The organism is Streptomyces sp. ASQP_92 (assembly GCF_025399895.1).
GTDB lineage: Bacteria > Actinomycetota > Actinomycetes > Streptomycetales > Streptomycetaceae > Streptomyces.
Genome location: NZ_JAODUA010000014.1, coordinates 66931 through 87716 on the forward strand (window position 1 = coordinate 66931; position 20786 = coordinate 87716).

The 20786-nt window shown below is 72.7% G+C and carries 16 protein-coding genes; 11 read left to right on the forward strand and 5 right to left on the reverse strand.

What is annotated here, in order from left to right; genetic code table 11:
• Positions 1 to 200 precede the first annotated feature (200 nt).
• The 10 genes from N4G70_RS25910 to N4G70_RS25955 all read left to right on the forward strand — a co-directional run bounded on the left by N4G70_RS25910 (position 201) and on the right by N4G70_RS25955 (position 11831).
• Positions 201 to 1628 (forward strand): alkaline phosphatase family protein, encoded by a 1428-nt coding sequence (locus N4G70_RS25910; RefSeq protein WP_261715118.1) that lies wholly within the window; start codon positions 201 to 203, stop codon positions 1626 to 1628.
• 984 nt (positions 1629 to 2612) lie between these two features.
• Positions 2613 to 2873, forward strand: coding sequence for a hypothetical protein (locus N4G70_RS25915; RefSeq protein WP_261715119.1), 261 nt, complete (start codon positions 2613 to 2615; stop codon positions 2871 to 2873).
• Positions 2874 to 3080: 207 nt separating this feature from the next.
• Entirely contained in the window at positions 3081 to 4445 is a 1365-nt protein-coding gene (locus tag N4G70_RS25920) for an efflux RND transporter periplasmic adaptor subunit (RefSeq protein ID WP_261715120.1), read from the forward strand.
• Complete coding sequence (locus tag N4G70_RS25925) at positions 4442 to 5281, forward strand: ABC transporter ATP-binding protein (RefSeq protein ID WP_261715121.1); 840 nt, start codon at positions 4442 to 4444, stop codon at positions 5279 to 5281. Before N4G70_RS25920 ends, N4G70_RS25925 begins: the two co-directional genes overlap by 4 nt.
• Positions 5278 to 6483 (forward strand): ABC transporter permease, encoded by a 1206-nt coding sequence (locus N4G70_RS25930; RefSeq protein ID WP_261715122.1) that lies wholly within the window; start codon positions 5278 to 5280, stop codon positions 6481 to 6483. Before N4G70_RS25925 ends, N4G70_RS25930 begins: the two co-directional genes overlap by 4 nt.
• A gap of 30 nt (positions 6484 to 6513) precedes the next feature.
• Positions 6514 to 7098, forward strand: coding sequence for a DUF5666 domain-containing protein (locus N4G70_RS25935; RefSeq protein WP_261715123.1), 585 nt, complete (start codon positions 6514 to 6516; stop codon positions 7096 to 7098).
• A 43-nt stretch (positions 7099 to 7141) separates the two neighbouring features.
• A complete protein-coding gene (locus N4G70_RS25940) occupies positions 7142 to 7876 on the forward strand; it encodes a response regulator transcription factor (RefSeq protein WP_261715124.1) in 735 nt (244 codons plus the stop codon).
• Positions 7877 to 7885: 9 nt separating this feature from the next.
• The gene (locus N4G70_RS25945; RefSeq protein ID WP_261715125.1) at positions 7886 to 9379 is read left to right on the forward strand and encodes a cell wall metabolism sensor histidine kinase WalK; all 1494 of its coding nucleotides are present in this window, start codon (positions 7886 to 7888) and stop codon (positions 9377 to 9379) included.
• A gap of 164 nt (positions 9380 to 9543) precedes the next feature.
• Positions 9544 to 10704: an ABC transporter ATP-binding protein gene (locus tag N4G70_RS25950; RefSeq protein WP_261715126.1), complete on the forward strand. Its 1161-nt coding sequence runs from the start codon at positions 9544 to 9546 to the stop codon at positions 10702 to 10704.
• Between the two features lie 437 nt (positions 10705 to 11141).
• Positions 11142 to 11831, forward strand: coding sequence for a triacylglycerol lipase (locus N4G70_RS25955; protein WP_261715127.1), 690 nt, complete (start codon positions 11142 to 11144; stop codon positions 11829 to 11831).
• Between the two features lie 18 nt (positions 11832 to 11849).
• On the opposite strand, the gene N4G70_RS25960 is transcribed toward N4G70_RS25955, so the two are convergent.
• From N4G70_RS25960 to N4G70_RS25970, 3 genes are read right to left on the reverse strand one after another with little or no spacing between them, the layout of a single operon-like run.
• Positions 11850 to 12788 (reverse strand): ABC transporter substrate-binding protein, encoded by a 939-nt coding sequence (locus N4G70_RS25960; protein WP_261715128.1) that lies wholly within the window; start codon positions 12786 to 12788, stop codon positions 11850 to 11852.
• On the reverse strand, positions 12785 to 13459 hold the full coding sequence (locus N4G70_RS25965) for an ABC transporter permease (RefSeq protein ID WP_261715129.1): 675 nt from the start codon (positions 13457 to 13459) through the stop codon (positions 12785 to 12787). Before N4G70_RS25965 ends, N4G70_RS25960 begins: the two co-directional genes overlap by 4 nt.
• Positions 13456 to 14136 (reverse strand): ABC transporter permease, encoded by a 681-nt coding sequence (locus tag N4G70_RS25970; RefSeq protein ID WP_261715130.1) that lies wholly within the window; start codon positions 14134 to 14136, stop codon positions 13456 to 13458. The genes N4G70_RS25965 and N4G70_RS25970 overlap by 4 nt, the downstream gene beginning before the upstream one ends.
• A gap of 163 nt (positions 14137 to 14299) precedes the next feature.
• Here N4G70_RS25970 and N4G70_RS25975 point away from each other — a divergent pair, with 163 nt between their 5' ends.
• The gene (locus tag N4G70_RS25975) at positions 14300 to 14590 is read left to right on the forward strand and encodes a hypothetical protein (RefSeq protein ID WP_261715131.1); all 291 of its coding nucleotides are present in this window, start codon (positions 14300 to 14302) and stop codon (positions 14588 to 14590) included.
• A gap of 165 nt (positions 14591 to 14755) precedes the next feature.
• Here N4G70_RS25975 and N4G70_RS25980 read toward each other — a convergent pair whose 3' ends face one another.
• Both N4G70_RS25980 and N4G70_RS25985 read right to left on the reverse strand, forming a co-directional pair.
• Positions 14756 to 17947 (reverse strand): amidohydrolase family protein, encoded by a 3192-nt coding sequence (locus tag N4G70_RS25980; RefSeq protein ID WP_261715132.1) that lies wholly within the window; start codon positions 17945 to 17947, stop codon positions 14756 to 14758.
• Positions 17948 to 18056: 109 nt separating this feature from the next.
• Positions 18057 to 20642, reverse strand: coding sequence for a LamG-like jellyroll fold domain-containing protein (locus tag N4G70_RS25985; RefSeq protein ID WP_261715133.1), 2586 nt, complete (start codon positions 20640 to 20642; stop codon positions 18057 to 18059).
• Positions 20643 to 20786 lie beyond the last annotated feature (144 nt).

The window sequence follows — 20786 nt, forward strand, 5'->3', positions numbered from 1 at the left end:
GGGACCTTATGCGCCGTCGTCACCCCCCGGGGGTGACGACGGTACGCGCCGGGCGGGGACTTGCGGGGCTTGACCAAGCCCTCGCCCTTCGTTGGGCGCCTGTTCACCGATTCCCTCCCCCGCCCCACACCGGGCGCCCGGGAAACTGACTGGCAGGTCCACGTCACTGGTCTCAACAGACAGCTCTGGAAGGGGCGTTCATGGCCGAGTTGACACGACGCAGACTGCTGGGTTCGGCGGCCGGGGCGATCGGCGGTGCGGCGGCGCTCAGCCTGCTGCCGCCCAGCGTGCGGGAGGCCGTCGCCGCCGGGCGGCCGCGCGGTGGTTCGCTGCGCGACGTCAAGCACGTCGTCATGCTGATGCAGGAGAACCGGTCGTTCGACCACTACTTCGGCACGCTGGCCGGCGTACGCGGGTTCCACGACCCGGACGCGCTCAAGCTCCCCAACGGGCGCTCGGTGTTCTACCAGCCCGACGCGGTGAACCCGCGCGGCTATCTGCTCCCCTTCCACCTGGACACCCGCAGCACGAGCGCGCAGGCCATCCCGTCCACGAGCCACGCCTGGGCGGTGCAGCACCAGGCCTGGAACGGCGGCAGGATGGACCAGTGGCTGCCCGCCCACCGCAAGGCGGACGGGGCCAACGGGCCCTATGTGATGGGCTATTACACGCGCGAGGACATCCCGTTCCAGTTCGCGCTCGCCGAGTCCTTCACCGTCTGCGACAACTACTTCTGCTCGGTCTTCGGCCCGACCTGGCCGAACCGTCTGTACTGGATGACGGGCAGCATCGACGCCGGCGGCACCAAGGGCGGCCCGGTGCTCAACAACACCGCGCCGAAACCGTATCCCTGGACGACGTACGCCGAACGGCTCCAGGCCGCCGGGGCGAGCTGGAAGGTGTACCAGCAGGACGACGACTACGGGTGCAACCTCCTGGAGCAGTTCCAGTCCTTCCGCGACGCCAAGCCGGGATCGCCCTTGTACGAGCGCGGGGTACGCCCCCAGCCCGAGGGCACCTTCGAGGACGACGCCCGCAACGACCGGCTCCCCGCGGTCTCCTGGATCATGCCGACGAGCCACCAGTCCGAGCACCCGGACTATCTGCCGGCCGCCGGGGCGGACTTCGTGGCGCAGAAGATCGAGGCCATCGCCGCCAACCCGGAGGTGTGGGCGAAGACCGCGTTCATCCTCAACTACGACGAGAACGACGGGCTGTTCGACCATGTGCCACCGCCGACGCCCAAGGCGGGCACGGCGGACGAGTTCGTGGGCGGGCTTCCCATCGGCGCGGGGTTCCGGGTGCCGGCCATCATCGTCTCGCCCTGGACGGTGGGCGGCTGGGTGGCGAGCGAGGCCTTCGACCACACCTCGTCGCTGCGGTTCCTCGAGGAGTTCACCGGGGTCAAGGAGCCCAACATCAGCCAGTGGCGTCGTCGCACCTTCGGCGATCTGACGTCGGCCTTCCGCTTCGACGGTGCGGCGTCGCGAGCGCCTCGGCTGCCGTCCGACACGGCGGAGCGGTTGGCTGAGGCGGAGTGGGAGGTGGCTACGTTGCCGAAGCCGGTGCTGCCTGGGGCGGACCAGTCCTTCCCCCGCCAGGCCCCGGGCCACCGCCCCCACGCCTAGCCCCGGCCCCCTGGGGCTCCGCCCCAGACCCCGGGGTGTTTTCCCACCCACCCGCCCGTGACCCGGGGTTGGTTGGTTCCGGGACCCCTGGCACCTCGCCCACCCGCCCGCCCGTAGGCGCAGGGTTGGAGGGTTCCGGGCCCCCTGGGGCTCCGCCCCAGACCCCGTTCGCGCCTGAACGGCGCTCGTCCTCAAACGCCGGACGGGCTGAAATGCCCGATGCGGGCCAGCACCAGTACCGCTAAGGGGCGCGGGGAACTGCGCGAGAAGCGACCACGATCCGCGGACGAACGGTGTTTTTGGGGGCGCGGGGAACTGCGCGAGAAGCGACCACGGCCCGCAGGGTCAGAGGGTTTTAGGGGCGCGGGGAACTGCGCGACCAGCCATGCCCGGTCCGCAGGATCGAGCGGGCTCAGGGGCGCAAGGAACTGCGCGAGAACCCGGCACGGCCCACAAGCCGAGAGCGAGGTTGGGGGCGCGAGGAACTGCGCGAGAACCCGGCACGATCTGCAAGCCGAAAGCGGGGATGGGGGCGCGGGGAACTGCGCGGGCGGGGCCGCGCCCCTTTGAGGGCGGGGGGCTCCGCGGGGTCAGGGCGTGGGGGGCGGCGAGGGAGTCGGGGTGGTGCGGCGTTCCGGGAGGAGGGCCTTGCAGACCTGGAAGGCTCGCGCCGTCGAAGGATCCGCCGTGTTGAGCCCCCGCACACCCCCACCCCCCGGAGAGGGGGAGGGCAGGACCACCCCATGGTCCTTGAGGCAACCACTGAACGCCTTGAGCGCGGACCCGTCCCCACCCCCCGCACCCCGCCCACCGAACCGCGGCCGCACACTCGCACAGGCCTGCGCGGCCTGACGCTGGGCCGGATCGGCCGACTCCCCACCCCCGAAGCCGCCGGGCCTGCCCGTACCCCGGGGCCGCCCGCTCCCGCTGGGACGCGGCGCCATCGTGACCCCGTGCTGAGCCAGGCACTGGCGATAGGCGTCCATGCCCTGGGCGGAACCAGAGCTGGAGGCAGAGGCAGACGCGGACGTCGCCGGCTTCGTCTGGGCTCCGGACGCCGAGGACGAGCACGCCGCAAGCAGCAGACCGCAGGCCGCCACAGCGGCGGCGGAGGCCGCTGCCCGCACGGCGATCGCGGTGCGCGCGGTGGTGGGCCGGCGCTTGGTCCAGGTCATGTCCGGAGGCTCCTCGGTGCGTTGGACGCGCGACGGCCTCGCTGGTGGGTGCGCCGTCGGCGACCCATGACTGAACCCGATACGGATGGGCGCCGCCGGGGGAAGGGCTGGGAGTTTCCTGGGCATCGGCGCGCCACCGGGCGCCCAGCGGCCCCCGGCACGCCGAGGTACGTACCGTACGGCCCGGAATGACGGGTTTCGACGGCGTCCTCGCTCCCAGGGAACTCCCAGAAAGCTCCCAGGGGTCGCAAAGTGGGGGCGGCCAGGATCCGCCGTCATGAAGGTGCTCCCACGACGGCGCAAGGCCGTTCTGCTCAACTCGGTGCTCGGGGTGGCCGTCCTCGCGGGCGCCGGCGGTGCCTATGCGGCGGTGACCAGCCATGACAGTGCCCCGGCCCGCAGTGGCGAGAGGACCGTCGCGGTCACCAAGGGCACGGTCCTCGCGACGGTGTCCGGCTCCGGCGCGCTGTCCTCGCCGAGCGACGCGGGGGTGAACTTCACCACCGGAGGCAGGCTCACCGAGGTCGATGTGAAGCCGGGCGACAAGGTCGCCCGCGGTCAGGTCCTCGGCAAAGTGGACGCCACCGCCGCCGAGGAGACCCTCACCCAGGACGAGGCGTCCCTGGCGGCGGCCCAGGCCAACCTCACCAAGGTCCGCGAGGGACAGCCGAGTTCGAGCACGGCGAGCGGCTCCGGCGGTGGGTCCTCGACGCGGGGCGGCGCCGTCGCGGCGCCCGTGCCCGCCGCGACGCCGACGGTCGATCCCGCGCAGCTCGCGCAGGCGGAGGCCCAGCTCACCCAGGCCCAGAACGCGGTGGACGCGGCACGGCGCGCGGTCGAGGGGACCACGCTCAAGGCGCCGGTGGCCGGGACCGTCGCGTCCGTGTCCGCCAAGGTGGGCGACACCGTCGCCGGAACCGGGTCGGGTGGCACGAGCGGGGGCGGAGGCGGCTCGGGCGGGGGCGCCAACTCGGCTTCGAGCAGCGGTGGTTCGGCCTCGACGAGCGCGACCCTGTCCGGCTTCGTGGTCCTCACCGATCCGGCCGGCATGCAGGTCACGGCGAACTTCTCCGAGGCCGACGCGCTGAAGGTGAAGCCCGGCCAGGCTGCCACGGTCACCTTGAACGCGGAGCCCGGCACGGTGCTCAACGCCAAGGTCCTCGCGGTCAGTTCGCTGCCCGTCGGCGGCGGTTCGGGCTCCGGCGGGGGCGGCAACAACAACGCGGGCAGCGCCGTGCAGTACGCCGCCACCCTGACCATCACCAGCCCGACCGCCCAACTGCGTACCGGGCTCAGCGCGAGCATCCAGGTCGTTACGGGCGAGGCGTCCGGCGCCCTGTCGGTGCCGGCCGCCGCGGTGACCGGCACCGGCGCCAACCGCACGGTGACCGTGGTCAAGGCCGACGGCAGCACCGTGCGCACACCGGTCACGGTGGGCCTGGAGGGGGACAGCGTGGACCAGATCCTCAGCGGCCTCGACGAGGGCGCGCAGGTGCAGTTGACCAGCGTGTCCGCGTCCGGCGGCAACGGCGGCTTCCCCAGCGGCGCCTTCCCCGGTGGCGGCGCCGCGAGGACCCGCGGCGGCAGTGCCTCCGGGGGCTCCGGGCCGCGCACCGGTGGCGGCGGCGGTGGCCGCGGATGAGGCAGCTCCGGTGGCCGCGCGGTGCGGCCGCACTGCCCGAGGACGGGCCGTGGGCACCGGCGCCCGTGATCGAGGTGCGCGCGCTGACCAAGACGTACGGACACGGCGACGCGGCCGTGCACGCCCTCAGCGGACCGGTGGATCCGGCGAGCGGTCGCCCGCTCGGGGTCGAACTCGTCGTGCAGCAGGGCGACTTCGTGGCCGTGATGGGAAGTTCGGGTTCGGGCAAGTCCACCCTGATGAACATCCTGGGCTGCCTCGACGTACCGACGTCGGGCCGGTATCTGCTGGACGGCATCGATGTCGGCGGCCTCGACGAGCGCCAACTCTCCCTGGTCCGCAACCGCAAGATCGGCTTTGTCTTCCAGTCGTTCAACCTCGTGCCGCGCACGCCCGCGCTCGCCCAGGTCGAACTTCCCCTGGCCTACGCGGGGGTGAAGCCGGCCGAGCGGCGCCGGCGGGCCGAGGCCGCGCTCACCCTGGTCGGACTCGCCGACCGGATGGACCACCGGCCCAGCGAACTCTCCGGTGGTCAGCAGCAGCGCGTGGCCGTCGCCCGCGCCCTGGTCACCACGCCCGCGATGCTGCTCGCCGACGAGCCGACCGGCAACCTGGACAGCCGCAGCACCGAAGAGGTGCTGGCCGTCGTCGACCGGCTCAACGCGGCGGGCCGGACCGTCGTCCTGATCACCCACGAGGACGAGGTGGCCCGGCACGCCAAGCGGGTCGTCCGGCTGGTCGACGGCAGGATCGTCGAGGATGTGCGCCAGGCCCCCGCCGACGGTCCGCCACCCGCCCTGAGCGAAGCCAACTCCCTTGTGGGAGGCGGCCGGTGAACCCCTTCGAGACGCTGCGCTTCGCCTTCGGCGGGCTCGCGGCGAACAAGGTGCGCTCCGCGCTGACCATGCTCGGGGTGCTGATCGGCGTGGCCGCGGTCATCGTGCTGCTCGCGGTCGGCAACGGCTCCTCACAGGCCGTGAAGGACTCGATCGAGAAGCTCGGCACCAACGCGCTCACCGTGTCCTCGGGAGGCGGGTTCGGGGGTTCGCGTTCCCCCGGCAAACCGCTGACCGTGGCCGACGCCAAGGCGCTCGCCGATCCCGCCTCCGCCCCGCACATCGAGTCGGTCGCCCCGGAGACCACCACCTCCCAGACCGCCCTGTACGAGGGCGCCTCGCACACGGTCGGCCAGGTCGTCGGCACCTACCCGGCGTACTTCAAGGCGTCCAACAGCAAGGTGGCCAAGGGCGATTACTTCGGCTCCGACGACGTCCTCGGCTCGCGCAAAGTGGCCGTGATCGGCTCGACGACGGCGACCGACGTGTTCGGCACCGCCGACCCCGTCGGAAAGAAGATGACGCTGGGCGGCACACCGTTCACGGTGGTCGGGGTGCTCGCCACCAAGGGCGGCACCGGCTTCCAGGACCCGGACGACATCGTCGTCGCGCCCCTGCCGACGGTGCAGAACGCCTTCACCGGCTTCGGTTCCATCGGCCAGATCCTCGTCGAGGCCACGTCTGCCGACGCCACCACCCCGGCGCAGAACGAGATCACCACGGTGCTGATGGGCCGGCACGGCATCAAGGATCCGAGCGCGCTCGACTTCCGGGTGAGCAGCCAGGCCTCCCTGCTCACCACGCAGGCGGACACCAACCGGACGTTCACGGTGCTGCTCGGCGCGGTGGCGGCGATCTCGCTGCTCGTCGGCGGGATCGGCATCACCAACATCATGCTGGTGACGGTGACCGAGCGGACCCGCGAGATCGGCATCCGCAAGGCGATCGGAGCTCCGCGCGGGGTCATCCTCGGGCAGTTCCTCGCCGAGTCGACCCTGCTGTCCTTGATCGGCGGTGGGCTCGGCGTCGCCGCGGGCCTCATCGGCTCGCACTTCACCATCGTCGGCATCAAGCCGGTGATCATCCCCGAATCGGTCGTCGGCGCCTTCGCGATCGCGGTGGCCATCGGGCTGTTCTTCGGTGGCTACCCGGCCAACCGGGCCGCGAGCCTGCGGCCCATCGAAGCACTGCGGCACGAGTGAACCCCCATGTACGGACAGGGAGAAGCTGACATGTTCGGCAACGCCGACACAGTGGAGAGCGCCGGCCCCGCGCCGACCAGTGCTCCGCAGGACATCCTCGCCGAGCCCCCGGACGCCCGGGACGTCTCGGCCGAGCTGAGCGCCCCGCCCCGGCCGCCGCTGCCGTGGCTGACCCTGCTGCTTTCGGGCGCACTGGTGGCAGGGCTCGCCTTCGCCGGGGGCGCCCTGGTGGAGAAGGGCCAGAGCCAGTCCACGCCCACCGCCACCTCCCGGGGCGGGGCCGCGACGAACGGTCAGCGGCCGGGCTTCGGGGCGGGGACGGACGGCCGGGGCCGGACGGGTGGCGCCGGGGCGCCCGCGGCGGGCGGACTGACCATCGGTACGGTGAAGCTCGTCGACGGCAGCACCCTCTACGTCACCGACACCCAGGGCAACGTCGTCAAGGTCACCACGGCCGGCAACACCCAGGTCACCGAGTCCAGGAGCGGCAAGGTGTCCGATCTCCAGCCGGGCCAGACGGTCACCGTGCGCGGCAGCCAGAATTCCTCCGGCGACGTCGCGGCGACCACCGTCACCGAGGGCGGCGCGAGCGGTTTCGGCGGCGGCCGGGGCTGACCGCGCACCCGCCGCCGTCCACACCGCCACCAGGAGGAAACCGATGGCCCCGACGCACACGGCCGCGACCGAGGCGAGCCTGTTGGTCGTCGACGACGAGCCCAACATCAGGGAGCTGCTCTCGGCCTCGCTGCGCTTCGTGGGCTTCAAGGTCGTCTCGGCGGCCACCGGGGCCGATGCGCTGGCCGCGGTCGCCAAGGAGCGCCCCGATCTCGTGGTGCTCGATGTGATGCTGCCCGACATGACCGGTTTCGCCGTGGTGCGCAGGCTCCGCGAGGAACCGGGCGGAGGCCAGGGCGCCGAGCATCTGCCGGTGCTCTTCCTCACCGCGAAGGACGGCGTGGACGACAAGATCAGCGGTCTGACGGCGGGCGGCGACGACTACGTCACCAAGCCGTTCAGCCTGGAGGAGCTCATCGCCCGGATCCGCGCGATCCTACGCCGCACTGGCGGCCCGAGCGGCGAGGGCCGGCTGGTGGCGGGCGACCTCGAACTCGACCCGGTGGGCCACCAGGTACTGCGGGCCGGGCGACCCGTCTCGCTGTCACCCACCGAGTTCAAACTGCTCGCCTATCTGATGGTCAACGCGGACCGCGTGGTGTCCAAGCCGCAGATCCTCGACCATGTGTGGGCGTACGACTTCGGCGGCGATCTCAGCATCGTCGAGTCCTACATCTCGTATGTGCGCCGCAAGGTGGACTCCGGGGCCGACGGCGCGCCCAAGCTCATCCACACCGTGCGCGGTATCGGCTATGTGCTGCGCCGCCCGCAGTCCTAGGTGTTCGCGATGTGGAGACGCCTCGGGGCATGGCTCGGGCGGCTGCCGCGCCGCTTCGCCGGCCTGTCGCTGCGCTCGCGGCTCGTGCTGCTCGCCATGGCGCTGGTGGCGCTCGGGCTCACGGTGAGCGACACCGTCGTGCTGAGTTCGGTGCGCGGGCAGTTGGTGCGGCGGGTGGACCAGCAGCTCGACCGGTTCGGGGAATCGGTGGCCCACCGGGTCGGCGTCGAGGGCACGCCCGCGCCGCACGCGGGCCGGTCCGGTGGGCGGGCGTGGCTGCCCAGCCAGTACGTGATCGCGTTCGCCGCCGACGACGGCAAGGTCACCGAGCAGTTCCGCCAGCCCCTCGCGGCGGGCGACCCCCGGCCGACCTGGCCGGTGATGGACGCGGCCGCGCTGCGGTCCCGTCTGGGCAAGCCCTTCGAGGTGCCCAGCGATCACGGCGGCGGACGGTGGCGGGTGCTGATCGTGCCGGTGGACGGCGGCGATCCCGCGCTGCCCGCGGGCGTGGTCGTGGCCGCGCCCTTGGAGGAGGTCTCCTCCACGGTCGACCACCTCGCCACCGCCTTCCAGCTCATCGGTGTCGTGGTGGCGCTGCTGCTCGGCGTGGCGGGCTGGTTCGCGGTGGGCGCGGGGCTGCGGCCGCTGCGCCGGATCGAGGCGACGGCGGCGGAGATCGCGGCGGGCCGCCCGCTCTCGCACCGTATGCCCAACACCTCGCCGCGTACCGAGGCCGGACGGCTGGCCAGCGCCCTCAATGGAATGCTGGCCCAGCTCGAATCGGCGTTCGCGGCGCGGGCCGAGTCCGAGGGGCAGATGCGGCGCTTCGTCGCGGACGCCAGCCATGAACTGCGGACGCCGCTGGCCGGCATCCGGGGTTTCGCCGAGCTGTACCGGATGGGCGCGCTGCCCGACGAGGCGGATGTGCGCCGCACGATGGCCCGTATCGAGAGCGAGGCGGTGCGGCTGGGCGGTCTGGTGGAGGATCTGCTCACCCTGGTCCGCATGGACGAGCAGCGGCCGCTCCAGCTCGCCCCGATGGATCTGCGCACCCTGGCGGTGGACGCCCTGCACGACACGAGGGCCCTGGATCCCACGCGCGGGGTGACCCTGACAGGGCCCGGCGGCGCGGGGGCGCCGGGCCCCGCCCCGGTGCTCGGCGACGAGGCGCGGCTGCGCCAGGTGGTCGCCAACCTGGTCGGCAACGCCGTCGCGCACACGCCCTCGGGCTCCGCGGTACGCATCGGGGTGGGCGCCGTCGAGGGGCACGGCGTCATCGAGGTCGCCGACTCGGGCCCCGGTCTCGCGCCCGAGCAGGCGGCGCGGGTCTTCGAGCGTTTCTACCGCGTGGACGCCTCGCGCAGCCGGCAGACCGGGGGCGGCGCGGGCCTTGGCCTGGCCATCGCCTCGGCGCTGGTACGGGCACACGGGGGGCGGATCGAGGTCGAGACCGCCCCGGGTGAGGGCGCGCTCTTCCGGGTCCTGCTGCCGGGTACGCCCTGAGCATTTCGGTACCGCTGCCGGGTGCGCCCTGGCACCCAGGTATCGCTGCCGGGTGCGCCCCGGGCCCATAGGTGCCGCTGCCGGGTGCGCCCTGGGCAGGGCGGGGTCCACTCCCCCGGACCGGTCCGAGTGCGGGCGGGACCCTGGGCTCCTAGCGTGGGTCCATGATCCGGTTCGAGCAGGTCAGCAAGGTCTACCCGGACGGCACCCGCGCCGTCGACGACCTGTCCTTCGAGGTGGCGGAGGGCGAACTGGTCACGCTCGTCGGACCGTCCGGCTGCGGCAAGACGACCACGATGATGATGGTGAACCGGCTCATCGAGCCGACGTCGGGCCGCATCCTCGTCGACGGCGAGGACATCGCCACCCTCGACCCGGTCAAGCTGCGTCGCCGGATCGGCTATGTGATCCAGCAGGTCGGGCTGTTCCCGCACCGTACGATCCTCGACAACACGGCGACCGTCCCGGCCCTGGTCGGCTGGAAGCGCCCCAAGGCCAGGGCGCGGGCGGCCGAGCTGCTCGACCTCGTCGGCCTCGACCCGGCGACGTACGGGCCGCGCTACCCCGCCCAGCTCTCGGGCGGGCAGCGCCAACGCGTGGGCGTGGCAAGGGCGTTGGCGGCCGATCCGCCGGTCCTGCTGATGGACGAGCCGTTCGGCGCGGTCGACCCGGTGGTGCGCGAGCGCCTCCAGAACGAGTTCCTCGGGCTCCAGGCGACCGTGCGCAAGACGGTCCTCCTGGTCACCCATGACATCGAGGAGGCCGTGCGGATGGGAGACCGCATGGCGGTGTACGGGTCGGGGCGGATCGAGCAGTTCGACACCCCGGCGTCGGTCCTCGGGGCGCCCTCCACGCCGTACGTGGCCCAATTCGTGGGCGCTGACCGGGGGTTGAAGCGCCTGTCGGTCACGACCGTCGAGCCGGACGACCTGGAACAGCCGCCGGTCGTACGCCTCGACGAGCCCGCGGGGGCCGCCGCGGCCCGGCTGCGCGGCGAGGAGGCGCGCTGGGCGGTGGTGCTCAACGAAGGGGGTGAGCTGCACGGCTGGGTCGGCACGGACGAGCTCTCCCTGGCGGGAGCGGGCTCGGTCGCCGATCTCGCACGGCGCATGGAGGCGTGGGTGCCGGTCGGGGCCCCGCTCAAGCAGGCGTTCAGCGAGATGCTCCAGTACGACGCGGGCTGGGTCGCCGTGGTGGACGGCGCCCGCTTCCTCGGCGTCCTGACCCCGGCGAAGCTGCATGAGGCGTTGCGGCGCTCGGTGGATGCGGATGCGCTGGGGGTGGAGCGGGGGGAGGTCGAGTTCGACTCGGTCGCCGACGTGTGAGGGTGGGTGCGGTGAGGGTGTCTTCCCACTCGCCCGCCCGTTCCGCCGAGTTGCACGGTCGAGCCACCCCGGGGCTCCGCCCCGAAACCCCGCCGGGGGCCGCGCCCCCGAACCCCCGTCCCCTTGGTCCGCGGACCGTGCACCGCTCGCGCCCACCCGTTCCGCCCTGCGGAACGCCTGCCCACGAGCTGGGATGTCGGCGGGGCGTCGGGCATCCGGCGCCCCCGCGTGCGGTGTGCGGTGTGCGGTGTGCGGTGTGCGGAGCACTCCGCACGAGCTGGGGATGGCGGCCTGAGGACACTCCTCCTGCGTCCGGCACGCCCCGCACCTCCCCCGAAACTCGACCCCGCACGCCCCTTACGTTCCGCGGACGCCCTGGCTACCATCCGGTAGCCCTCGTTCAGGGCAGCTCACCCCCACCCCCCGCTGGAGCCGCCATGCGCCTCGTCACCGCCGCCGCCGCGCTCGCTCTGCTCGCCGGCACGATCGTCCTCGGTCCCGCCGCCCAGGCCACTCCCGCCCACGCCGCCTCCGTCCCGGTCCCGGTCGTCTTCGTGCATGGGCGCAACGCCGACCCCGGGGTCTGGGGCACCATGAAGGACCGCTTCAAGGAGGCCGGTTACCCCGAGGGGGACCTGTTCGCCTGGGGGTATGACTCCAGCCGGTCGACCAATGAAGTTCTCGCCGGCCAACTCGCCGCGTACGTGGACTCGGTGCGCGCCACGACCGGATCCGCGCAGGTGGACATCGTCGCGCACAGCCAGGGCAGTCTCCCCACCCGCTGGTACGCGAAGTTCGGAGGCGGCTCCGGCGTGGTGCGCCACCTGGTCTCGCTCGGCGGCCCCAACCATGGGACGAGCCTCGCCTGGGCGTGTGCGATCTGGGACCAGGGGTGCCGGGACATGACCCCGAACTCGTATGTCGAGAGCCATCTGGCGAGCGGCGACGAGACCCCGGGGGCGACGAAGTACGCCACGTTCTGGTCGGACTGCGACGGCTTCATCCTGCCCAACAGCAGCGTGCCGCTGTCCGGGGCCGTCAACACCGACGCGGGATGTCTGGCCCACAACGACCTTCTGACCGACGCGCCGACCGCCCAGGGCGTGCTCAACTTCCTTCGCCAGTGAGCGAGTTGGCGCCGGGGCTCAGATCAGGCCCTTGGACTTGAGGTAGGTGCGGGCCACGTCCTCGGGCAGGCGGCGCCAGCTGTCGACCTGTTCGTTGAGCGAGGCGAGGTCGGCGGTGGTGAGCACCGTGTTGAGCCGGCCGAGCGCGCCGGTCACGCCCGCGCTGCCCGCGCGCGAGCGGTTGACCACCGGCACGATGTAGTCCGCGTTCTGGAGATGCTTGTCGTCGGCGAGCAGCACCAGCCCGAACGCGTCGAGCGTGGCGTCCGTCGTGGTGGTCAGGACCATCTGGTCCTGACCGCTCTGGACGGCCTGCTTGGCCTGGGTGGTTCCGACGCCCTTGGGGTCGACGGCGGTCACATCGATGCCGTACGTCTTCTTCAACCCGGGTTCGCAGTAGGGGCGTTGGACGCACTCGTCGCCCGCCGCGAGCCGGACGGGGAGCTTTGCCGCGCCGAGGTCGCTCAGCGTCTTGAGGCGGTGCTCGCGGGCGTACGACGCGGCGACCGCGAAGGCGTTCTGGTCGACCGCCCTGCCCGGGTCGAGGACGGTCAGGCCGCGCGGGGCGGCCAGGGCACGCAGCGCCGTCATCGTGCGGTCCAGGTCCGGTGAGCCCACGGGTGTGGCGTCCGCGCCGTGGGCCTTGGCGTTGAGCCAGTCCGCGAAGGTCGCCGCGTACTCCGCGACCACGTCGATCTGGCCGCTCTCCAGGGCCGGTTCGTAGATTTCCCGGTTGGTCACCGAGAGGATCTTCGTGCCGTAGCCCGCCTTGTCGAGGAGCAGCGCGTACATCTGGGCGAGCAGATCGCTCTCGGTGAATCCGGCGGAGCCGATCGTCAGGTGTTTGCTGTCGCCGGGGGGTGCGGTGACCGAGCCCTGTTTCTCCAGGCTGGGTCCGGTGGTGCAGGCGGTGACCGCCGTGAGGGCGAGGGCGGCGAGCAGCAGGCGCGGCCTCATCCGAAGCCACCTCTCGCCCACTGCGGGGCCAGGCGCTGGACCGCCTCGAAGATGCCCTCGACGAGGAGTGCGAACACGGCCACGAGCACGGCGCCCGCGACGACTTGGGGTGTCGAGGCCAGGTTGAATCCCGCGGTGATGATCCGGCCGAGTCCTCCGCCGCCGGCCAGCGCCGCGAGGGTGGCGGTGGCGACGAGCTGGACGGCCGCGATGCGCACGCCGGTGAGGATCAGCGGCAGGGCGAGCGGGAGCTCGACGCGGAGCAGCAGCTGGCGTCCGGTCATGCCCATGCCGCGGGCGGCGCGCACCACGTCGCGGTCGACCTCGCGCATGCCGACGTACGCGTTGGTCAGCAGGGGCGGCACCGCGAAGAGGATCAGGGCGATGATGGTCGGCCACTCGCCGTGGGTGCCGAGCGGGGTCAGCAGGAGCAGGACGAGGACGGCGAAGGTGGGCACGGCACGGCCCACGTTGGAGATGTTGACGGCGAGGGTCCCGCCCTTGCCCAGGTGGCCGAGGACGAGCGCCACGGGCAGCGCGATGAGGCAGCTCAGGACGAGGCACAGTGCGGTGAGCCAGAGGTGTTCGCCGAGCCGGTGCCAGATGCCGTTCTCGCCGGACCAGTGGGCGGCGGAGGTGAGCCAGGACCAGGCGTCGGAGAGGGTGTTCACGACGGCACCGCCCGTGTCCAGGGGGTCAGCAGTCGCTGGACGGCGAGCAGCGCCAGGTCCGCGGCGACGGCGATCACCACGCACAGCACCGACGCGGTGAGCACCTGTGCCTTGAAGTAGGTGTTCATCCCGGAGTAGATCAGGTTGCCGAGGCCGCCGTAGCCGACGATGGCGCCCACCGTCACCAGGGAGACCGCGGAGACGGTGGCGATGCGCAGACCGGCCATCGCGGCGGGCACGGCGAGGGGGAGTTCCACGGCCAGGAGCAGCCGTACCGGCCCGTAGCCCATGCCCCGGGCCGCCTGTCGGGTGTCCTCCGGGACGGCGCGCAGACCGGCCAGGATGTTCCGTACGAGCAGCGTCAGCGAGTACAGGACGAGTCCGGCGACGACGATCGAGGCGGAGAGGCCGTACACCGGGAGCAGCAGCGAGAACATGGCGAGCGAGGGGATGGTGTAGAGCACCGTGGTCACCCCGAGGACGGGGCCCGCGGCCCAGCGCCAGCGGCGGGCCGCGACGGCCAGTGGCACGGCGATGACGAGGCCGAGCAGCACGGACACGGCGGTGAGCTGGAGGTGCTGGAGCACCGCGTCCCACAGGATCTGGCGCCGACTCGACAGGTAGGCGCCGCAGATCCAGTCATTGCGCGCGAGGCAGTCGTCGGGGGGCGCGGTCACCCGTTCATTGGAGCGTGGGGCCCGGGTGGGCCGCTCGTCGTGGTGGGCTGTTCGGGGCAGATGTTGAGATACCGGGGCAAAAGGGAGAGGCTGGGAGAGGAATGCGGCCGGGAGCCTCCGGTACGTCAAGCGCACCCACCCGGCCGGAGAAGAGGTGATTGCGGTGCGCGTACTGCTGAAAGCCCAGCTCGACACCGAGAAGGGCAACGAGATCATCCGCAACGGCACCATGGAGAAGGGGATGCAGGCCGCCTTGGAGCGTCTGAACCCCGAGGCCGCCTACTTCACCGCCGAAAACGGGTGCCGTACGGCGTTCATCTTCTTCGATCTCGCCGACTCGTCCGACATCCCGAAGTCCGCGGAGCCGTTCTTCATGGAGATGGGGGCGAAGGTCACCATCGTGCCCGTCATGAACCGCGAGGACCTGGCGAAGGGGCTGAGCGCCCTCGGCTGAGGGTCACGGCAGCACCGGCATGCCCGGGCCGGGGCACCCCAGCGGTGTCCCCGGCCCCGTGTTTTTCCCGCGGGCGGGGCCCCGGTGCCGGCGTCCGGCCCCCTCACAGACCGCGTCGCCCTCACCGACCCGCGTCGCAGCACCCGTCGCGGCACATCAGGCCCCTCACAGACCCCCGTCGCAGCACCCGTCGCGGCGCATCAGGCGGCCCACCTCCAGCCAGTTCTCGGCATCGAACGCCGCATGGCGTTCGTGCGGCTGGAACGCCGACACCAGCTCGTCGGTCGCGTACGGCACCCCCGCCCTGAGCACCCCCGTCGTACGCACCAGGGAGTCGAAGTCGCTGAACGGGTCCCCGTCGACCAGCGTGAGGTCGGCGAGCTTGCCCTGCTCGACGGTACCGAGGTGCTGGTCGAGCCCGAACAGCCGGGCGGGGTGGAGGGTCGCGGTGCGCAGCGCCGCGGCCGGGGAGAGGCCGCCCCGGTGCAGGGCGCGCAGGCCGAGGTGCAGGGAGAGCCCGACGGGAACCAGCGGCTGATCCGTGCCGAGGGCGACGAGGCCGCCCTTGTCGAGGACCCGGCGGTATACGTCGATCTCCGTGCCCAGGGTGGCCAGTTGGGCGTCGGTGGGCGGCAGCGTCGCCGACTTCCGCACGGCCGCCGCGTCCCAGGGGGGCATGACGGCGGTGACCCGGGGGTCGTCGGCGAGTGCCGGGTCCGCGCCGAGCAGGGGCGCCGAGGTGAAGGGCGTCGCGATGAGGGCGAAGTTGATCCCGCGGGCGGTGTAGATCTCCAGCACGTCCTGATAGGCATGGCCGGTCGCGGAGGTCGCGTGCCCGAACTCGGCTCGCTGTGTGGCCAGTAGATGGGTCGTCAGATCCTGGCCGACCTCGACGCCCGGGGAAACGAGGTGGCTTCCCGCGCGTACCCCGAGCCGTTCGTGGGCGAACCGCGCGGCCTCCTCCATCAGCCAACTGGGCGCTCGCACATAGGTCTTGACGAAGTCCCAGTCCAGCGCGGCGCCGCGCTCCAGAGAACGCCCGAGGCCCGCGCGGGTGCGGTGGGCGCGGCCCATGCTGTAGGCGACCCGGGAGCCGTCGAGCAGCTCTCCCGTGGTCAGCAGGCGGGGCCCGGCGAGCTGTCCGGTGGCCACCGCCTCGCGGATGCGGGCCTGTTCGTAGGCGAAGCCTCCGAGGGAGACGGCGGTGGTGATGCCGTAGGTGAGCTGGCCCACGGTCTGGCGGCCGCCGTAGGTGCTCTGCCACGGATGGGTGTGGGTGTCCCAGAGTCCGGGGACGACGGTCCGCTCGGAGGCGTCGACGGTGTGCCGGGCCCCGCGCTTGCGGTGGGGTTCGACCGAGGCGACGCGGCCGGCGCGCACCACGATGTCGACGTCGTCGCGCACCGACTCCCCCGTGCCGTCCCAGAGCCGCCCCGCGTGCACCACGGTGTCGGCGGGGGCGGGCCTGCGCTGGTCGAGGGCCAGCCGTACGGTGCGCGGGGCACCGCCGTCGACGCCGATGAGGCGCAGCCGGGTGCCGGACAGATACAGGAGCGTCCTGGAGTCGCCGGACCACGAGGGGTGGTCGGCGGGTTCGCGGGTGAGGGTGCGCGGTGGGCCCTGCGGGGTGCCGTCCGGGGCGACGGGGACGAGGCACAGCGCGGATTCCACGATGACGGCCATCCAGCGCCCGTCGGGCGACCAGACGGGCCCCGAGTCGTAGCGGTCGGCGATGGAGACGTGCGGGGCCACGGCGTGCAGATGGTCGGCCCCGGTGGTGGTGTCGACGACCCGGATGACGTTGTAGCCCTCGCGGAAGCGCAGGTTGAGCCGGTTGCGGTCGCACAGGGCGACATGGCGGCCGTCCGGTGACCAGCTGGGCCGGCCGGGCAGTCCTCCCCCGCCGAGCGCCGTCACCAGGACGCGTTCGGTACCGCTCGCCAGGTCGCGTACGACCAGTCGCCCCGACATGTCGATGGCCGCGAGCCGGGTGCCGTCGGGCGAGAGCGCGGGATGGACCCGGCCGCCCGTCGCCAGCACACTCTCCTTGCCGTCGGCGAGGTCCCTGCGGTAGACGCCGAGCAGCCCGTCGCGGTCGTCGGCGTACACGAGCGAGCCTCCGTCGCGGGCCCATACGGGGCCCAGCAGATAGCCCGTGGGGGCGGCCCGGCGCAGTCGCTGCGGCGGGCGGGAGCCCGAAAGGTCGGCGACCCAGAGGGAGTTGAGGGCGGCGAAGGCCACGCGCCGGCCGTCGGGTGACAGCGCGGGCAGATGGATGCCCCGCACCGGGCGCACCCGTTCCTCGCCGAGGTCGTACGACTTGAGCCGGTAGCGCGGCCGCTCGACGGGCAGCACGCCCGCGAAGTCGATGGCCTCGGGCTGTGCGGGGGCCTCCGGGCGTACGAGGGTGAACCGGCCGTCGAGGGTGAGGAGCAGCTGCCCGTCGGCCGTCCAGCGCGGCGGCACCGGGGCGATGTCGCCGGTGACCGGGACGGCCTTGCCGTCGACGACCAGGGTGCAGGAGGCGCTGGGCGCGGTGGTGGTGCGCAGCAGGGCCAGGCGTCGGCCGTCGGGGGCGAGGCTCGGCGTCATGAGCTGGGCGTTCTCGGTCTCGGTGTACTCGACGGTGACCGCGCCCGCTTGCCGGGCGGGGACGGAGGCGATGGTTCTGGCGTCCACCGAGAGCCCGAAGGGCGTGGTGAGGGCCTGGGCGCGGACGAACAGGATGCGCTCGCCGTCGGGCGACCAGCTCGGGTCGAAGTCCTCCCAGGGCGCGTCCTGGAGCGGGCCGTCCTGACCGAGCAGCCCGGTGACGCGCGTCAACGCGCCGGTGCGCAGGTCGAGTACGTGCACGCGGTACGGGCTGCCGGTCACCGGGTCGCCGCCGCGCTCGGAGGAGAAGGCGATGCGGGTGCTGTCGGGCGACCAGGCCGGGCCGCGGTCGTCCCAGGGGCCGTCGGTGCGCTGCCGCAGCTCGGACCCGTCGGGCCGCATGGTCCAGAGGTGGTATCCGCCGCCCCGGTACGCGCAGAACGCGATGAGCGCGCCGTCGGGGGCGTGGACGGGCCGGGTGGGTTCGAGGTCGGCGGGGGTGAGCGGCTCGGCCTTGCCGCCGGAGCGGGGCAGCGTCCACAGGACGTCCTGGACCTCGGCGATCAGCCGGTCCCCGGCGGGCGAGAGGCTGGCGGCGCCGTTGGTGGCGGCCGTGAAGGACAGGGAGAGCCCGGCGCGGGACGCGGCGAGCGCGGGCACGGGCACGGCGCCCACAGCGGTGAGCGCCCCGGCGGCGCCCGCGGCGGCGAGGAGTTGACGGCGGGAGAGGGAGGAGAGCGGGGTGGCGGTGTTGTCACGGTCCATGACACGGCACGCTCGCGCACCGCACGGCGCAGGGGCAACACCGCCATTCCCGCCAAACGGGTACGACCTCCGGTCAAATCCCTTGAGGAGCCATGGGGTTGGGCTCCGGTCAGAGGGTGCGCACCTCCAGGACCGTGACCGAGTACGGGGCGAAGGTGGCGGTGAAGGTGGGTGCCACGCCGTTGACGGTGCCCCCGCGCGGGCGCACCGCCAGCGGATCGGTCAGCGTGTTGGTGGCCTGGGGGCTCGCCCCCGCGAGCACGACCACGGCCGCTGAGGCCTCGGTGCGGGCGACGCCCTGGAGGGTGATGGCGGTACGCCGCGCCGTGCCGCCCGTGTTGACCACCGCGAGGTGGATGCGGCGGGCGCCCGGGTCGTGGGTGGTGACGACGTTGAGCCCCGGCAGGGCGCGCACCGCGGTCGGCAGGACGATGGTGCCGCGCCGTGTCAGCAGGAGTTGCTGAGCGTAGTAGCTCGGGGAGTTGTAGCTGCTGAGTGCGTCATAGGCGATGAGGTTGGTGGCCCAGGTGTTGTCCCGTACGTGGCTGAACAGCGGGGCGTAGGACTCCATCAGGACCTGATCGGAGTTGCGGATGAGGCCCGCGAGCCAGGAGGCGTCACCGAGCGCGGCGTTGAGGTCGGGCGTGGGGCGGCCCTCCTGCGCGGCCCACTCCCCGACGAACACCTTGGGGCTGGTCCGGTCGCGCTGGTCGTACTTGTGGGAGCCGGCCTGGAAGGCGGCGGCCGACTGGTAGTAGTGCTCGTCGATCAAGTCGTACGGGCGTGATGCCACCGGGGTCGTGGCGATCAGCTTCAGCGCGGGGTAGCGGGCCTTGATCGCGTCGTGGAAGGCGGCGTAGCGCTCCTCGTAGGAACCGGACCGGTCGAACCAGTCCTCGTTGCCGATCTCCACGTACTTCAGCGGATACGGCGCGGGGTGGCCGTCGGCCGCACGGCGGGCGCCCCAGGGCGAGGTGGTGGGCCCGGTGATGTACTCGATCTGGTCGAGGGCGTCCCGCACGAAGGGTTGCAGCGCGTCGCCGGTCACATGGTCGCCCCCCAGGGAGTATCCGGCGTAGACGCACAGCAGCGGCATGCACCCGAGGTCCTCGGTCATCTGGAGGTATTCGGGCAGGCCGAGCCCGTCCGTGGACCAGTAGCCCCAGGCCGAGTTGTGGTGCCCGGGGCGCTGTTCGACGGGGCCGATGGTCTTCTTCCAGTCGAAGCGGTCCGCCACGACGTTGCCTTCGAGGTAGTTGCCGCCGGGGAAGCGCAGGAAGGCCGGGTGCAGCGCGGCGAGCTTCTCCATCAGGTCGACGCGCAGCCCGTTGACGCGGCCCTTGTAGGTGGGCGGGAAGAGGGAGACCTGGCTCAGCCAGAGGGTGCCGGGCGCGGGCGCGGTGACGGTGAGGCGGGCGTCGGCGGTGGTGGGGGCGCCGGGGCCGGTGCGCAGGGTGAGTTCGTGTTTGCGCCAGGAACCGGTGAGGGGGCCCGTGGTCGCGGTGGCGTACACCCGGCCGTCGGTGCCGGTGAGGGACACGGTCAGCCGGCCGGTTTCGTCACCGGACTTGGCGTAGAGGGAGGCCCGGTAGGTGGTGGACGGGCGGACCGGGATGCCCCAGAAGCCCTCGTTGGCCACCCCGTCGCCGGGCTGCTTGACGGCCACCCGCAGGGACTGGGTGAGGGCCGAGTTGAGAGGCTGGGCCGTGTCGATGGCGAGGGTGGCGGCGCCGACGGCGCTCCAGTGGAGCGGGGTGGCCGCGGCCATGAAACTGCGGTTGTTGACCAGTTCGGCGTACAGGCCGCCCTCGCCGCTGTGGTTGATGTCCTCGAAGAAGATCCCGCCGAGTTCGGTGCTGACCCGCGGTCCGGGGCGGGTGGTGTCGATGGTCAGGAGGGGCTGGGCGGAGTCGATGGGTATGCCCGCCAGGGCCGCCGCGTCGGTGGCGGTGAGAGCGGTGTCGAAGATCTGGACGTCGTCGATGAGGGCGTGGGCCTGGTCGACGTGGGCGCCGCCGAACAGGCCGCGGCCGACGGCGGTCGCGCCGGTGGCGCGCCAGCCCCCGGCGTAGGGCACCTCGCCCTCCAGGACGCCGTTGACATAGAGGCGGACGACGCCCGCCGCCGTGTCGTCGACGCCGAGCAGGTGGTACCAGGCCCCGGCCACGGGCGCCGACGCGGCTCCGGCGACGGCCGCCGAGCCGTTCGCGGAGGTCGCGTCGGAGGCGAGGCGGGTGAACGCGAACGCGCCTGTGTCGTCCCGGAGTTGGAGGTAGAACCCGCTCACCGCGACCCCGTCGGCGGACACGAAGGTCTGGTATCCGGCGGTCCCGGTGAGCCGCACCCATGCCGCGACGCTGAAGCTCCTGGTCGTGTCCACCACCGGGCCGGCCGTCGTGGCGCCGCCGCCCGCCGAGACGTCGAGGGCTGCCGCGCCGGACTTGGCGGCGCCCCACTTCGCTCCCTCGGTGAGCGTGAGGGTGTGCGCGTGCCCCGAGGTGTCGGCGGCGGTCGTCCCGGCGCCCTCGTCGAAGGACCAGTGGGCGACGGGCGCGGGGAGCGCCGACGCGGCGGCCCGGGTGGGAGAGGCGGCGAAGGAGGGGCCGGCCGCACCGGCCAGGGGCAGCGCGCCGAGCGCGGCCACGATCGCTCTGCGGCTGGGGCCGGAGCCCGGGTGGGGAAGGGGTCGTGTCATGCGGGTGCTCCTCAACTCTCGCTGGGGTTCGAGATTTCGGACAACGTTCAGCATTTCGACGACGGGAGCATTCCCCCTCGCCCACCTCGGCGTCAACACCCACGGATCACCCGGAAACCGTTCCTGCGCGACCCATTGACACCT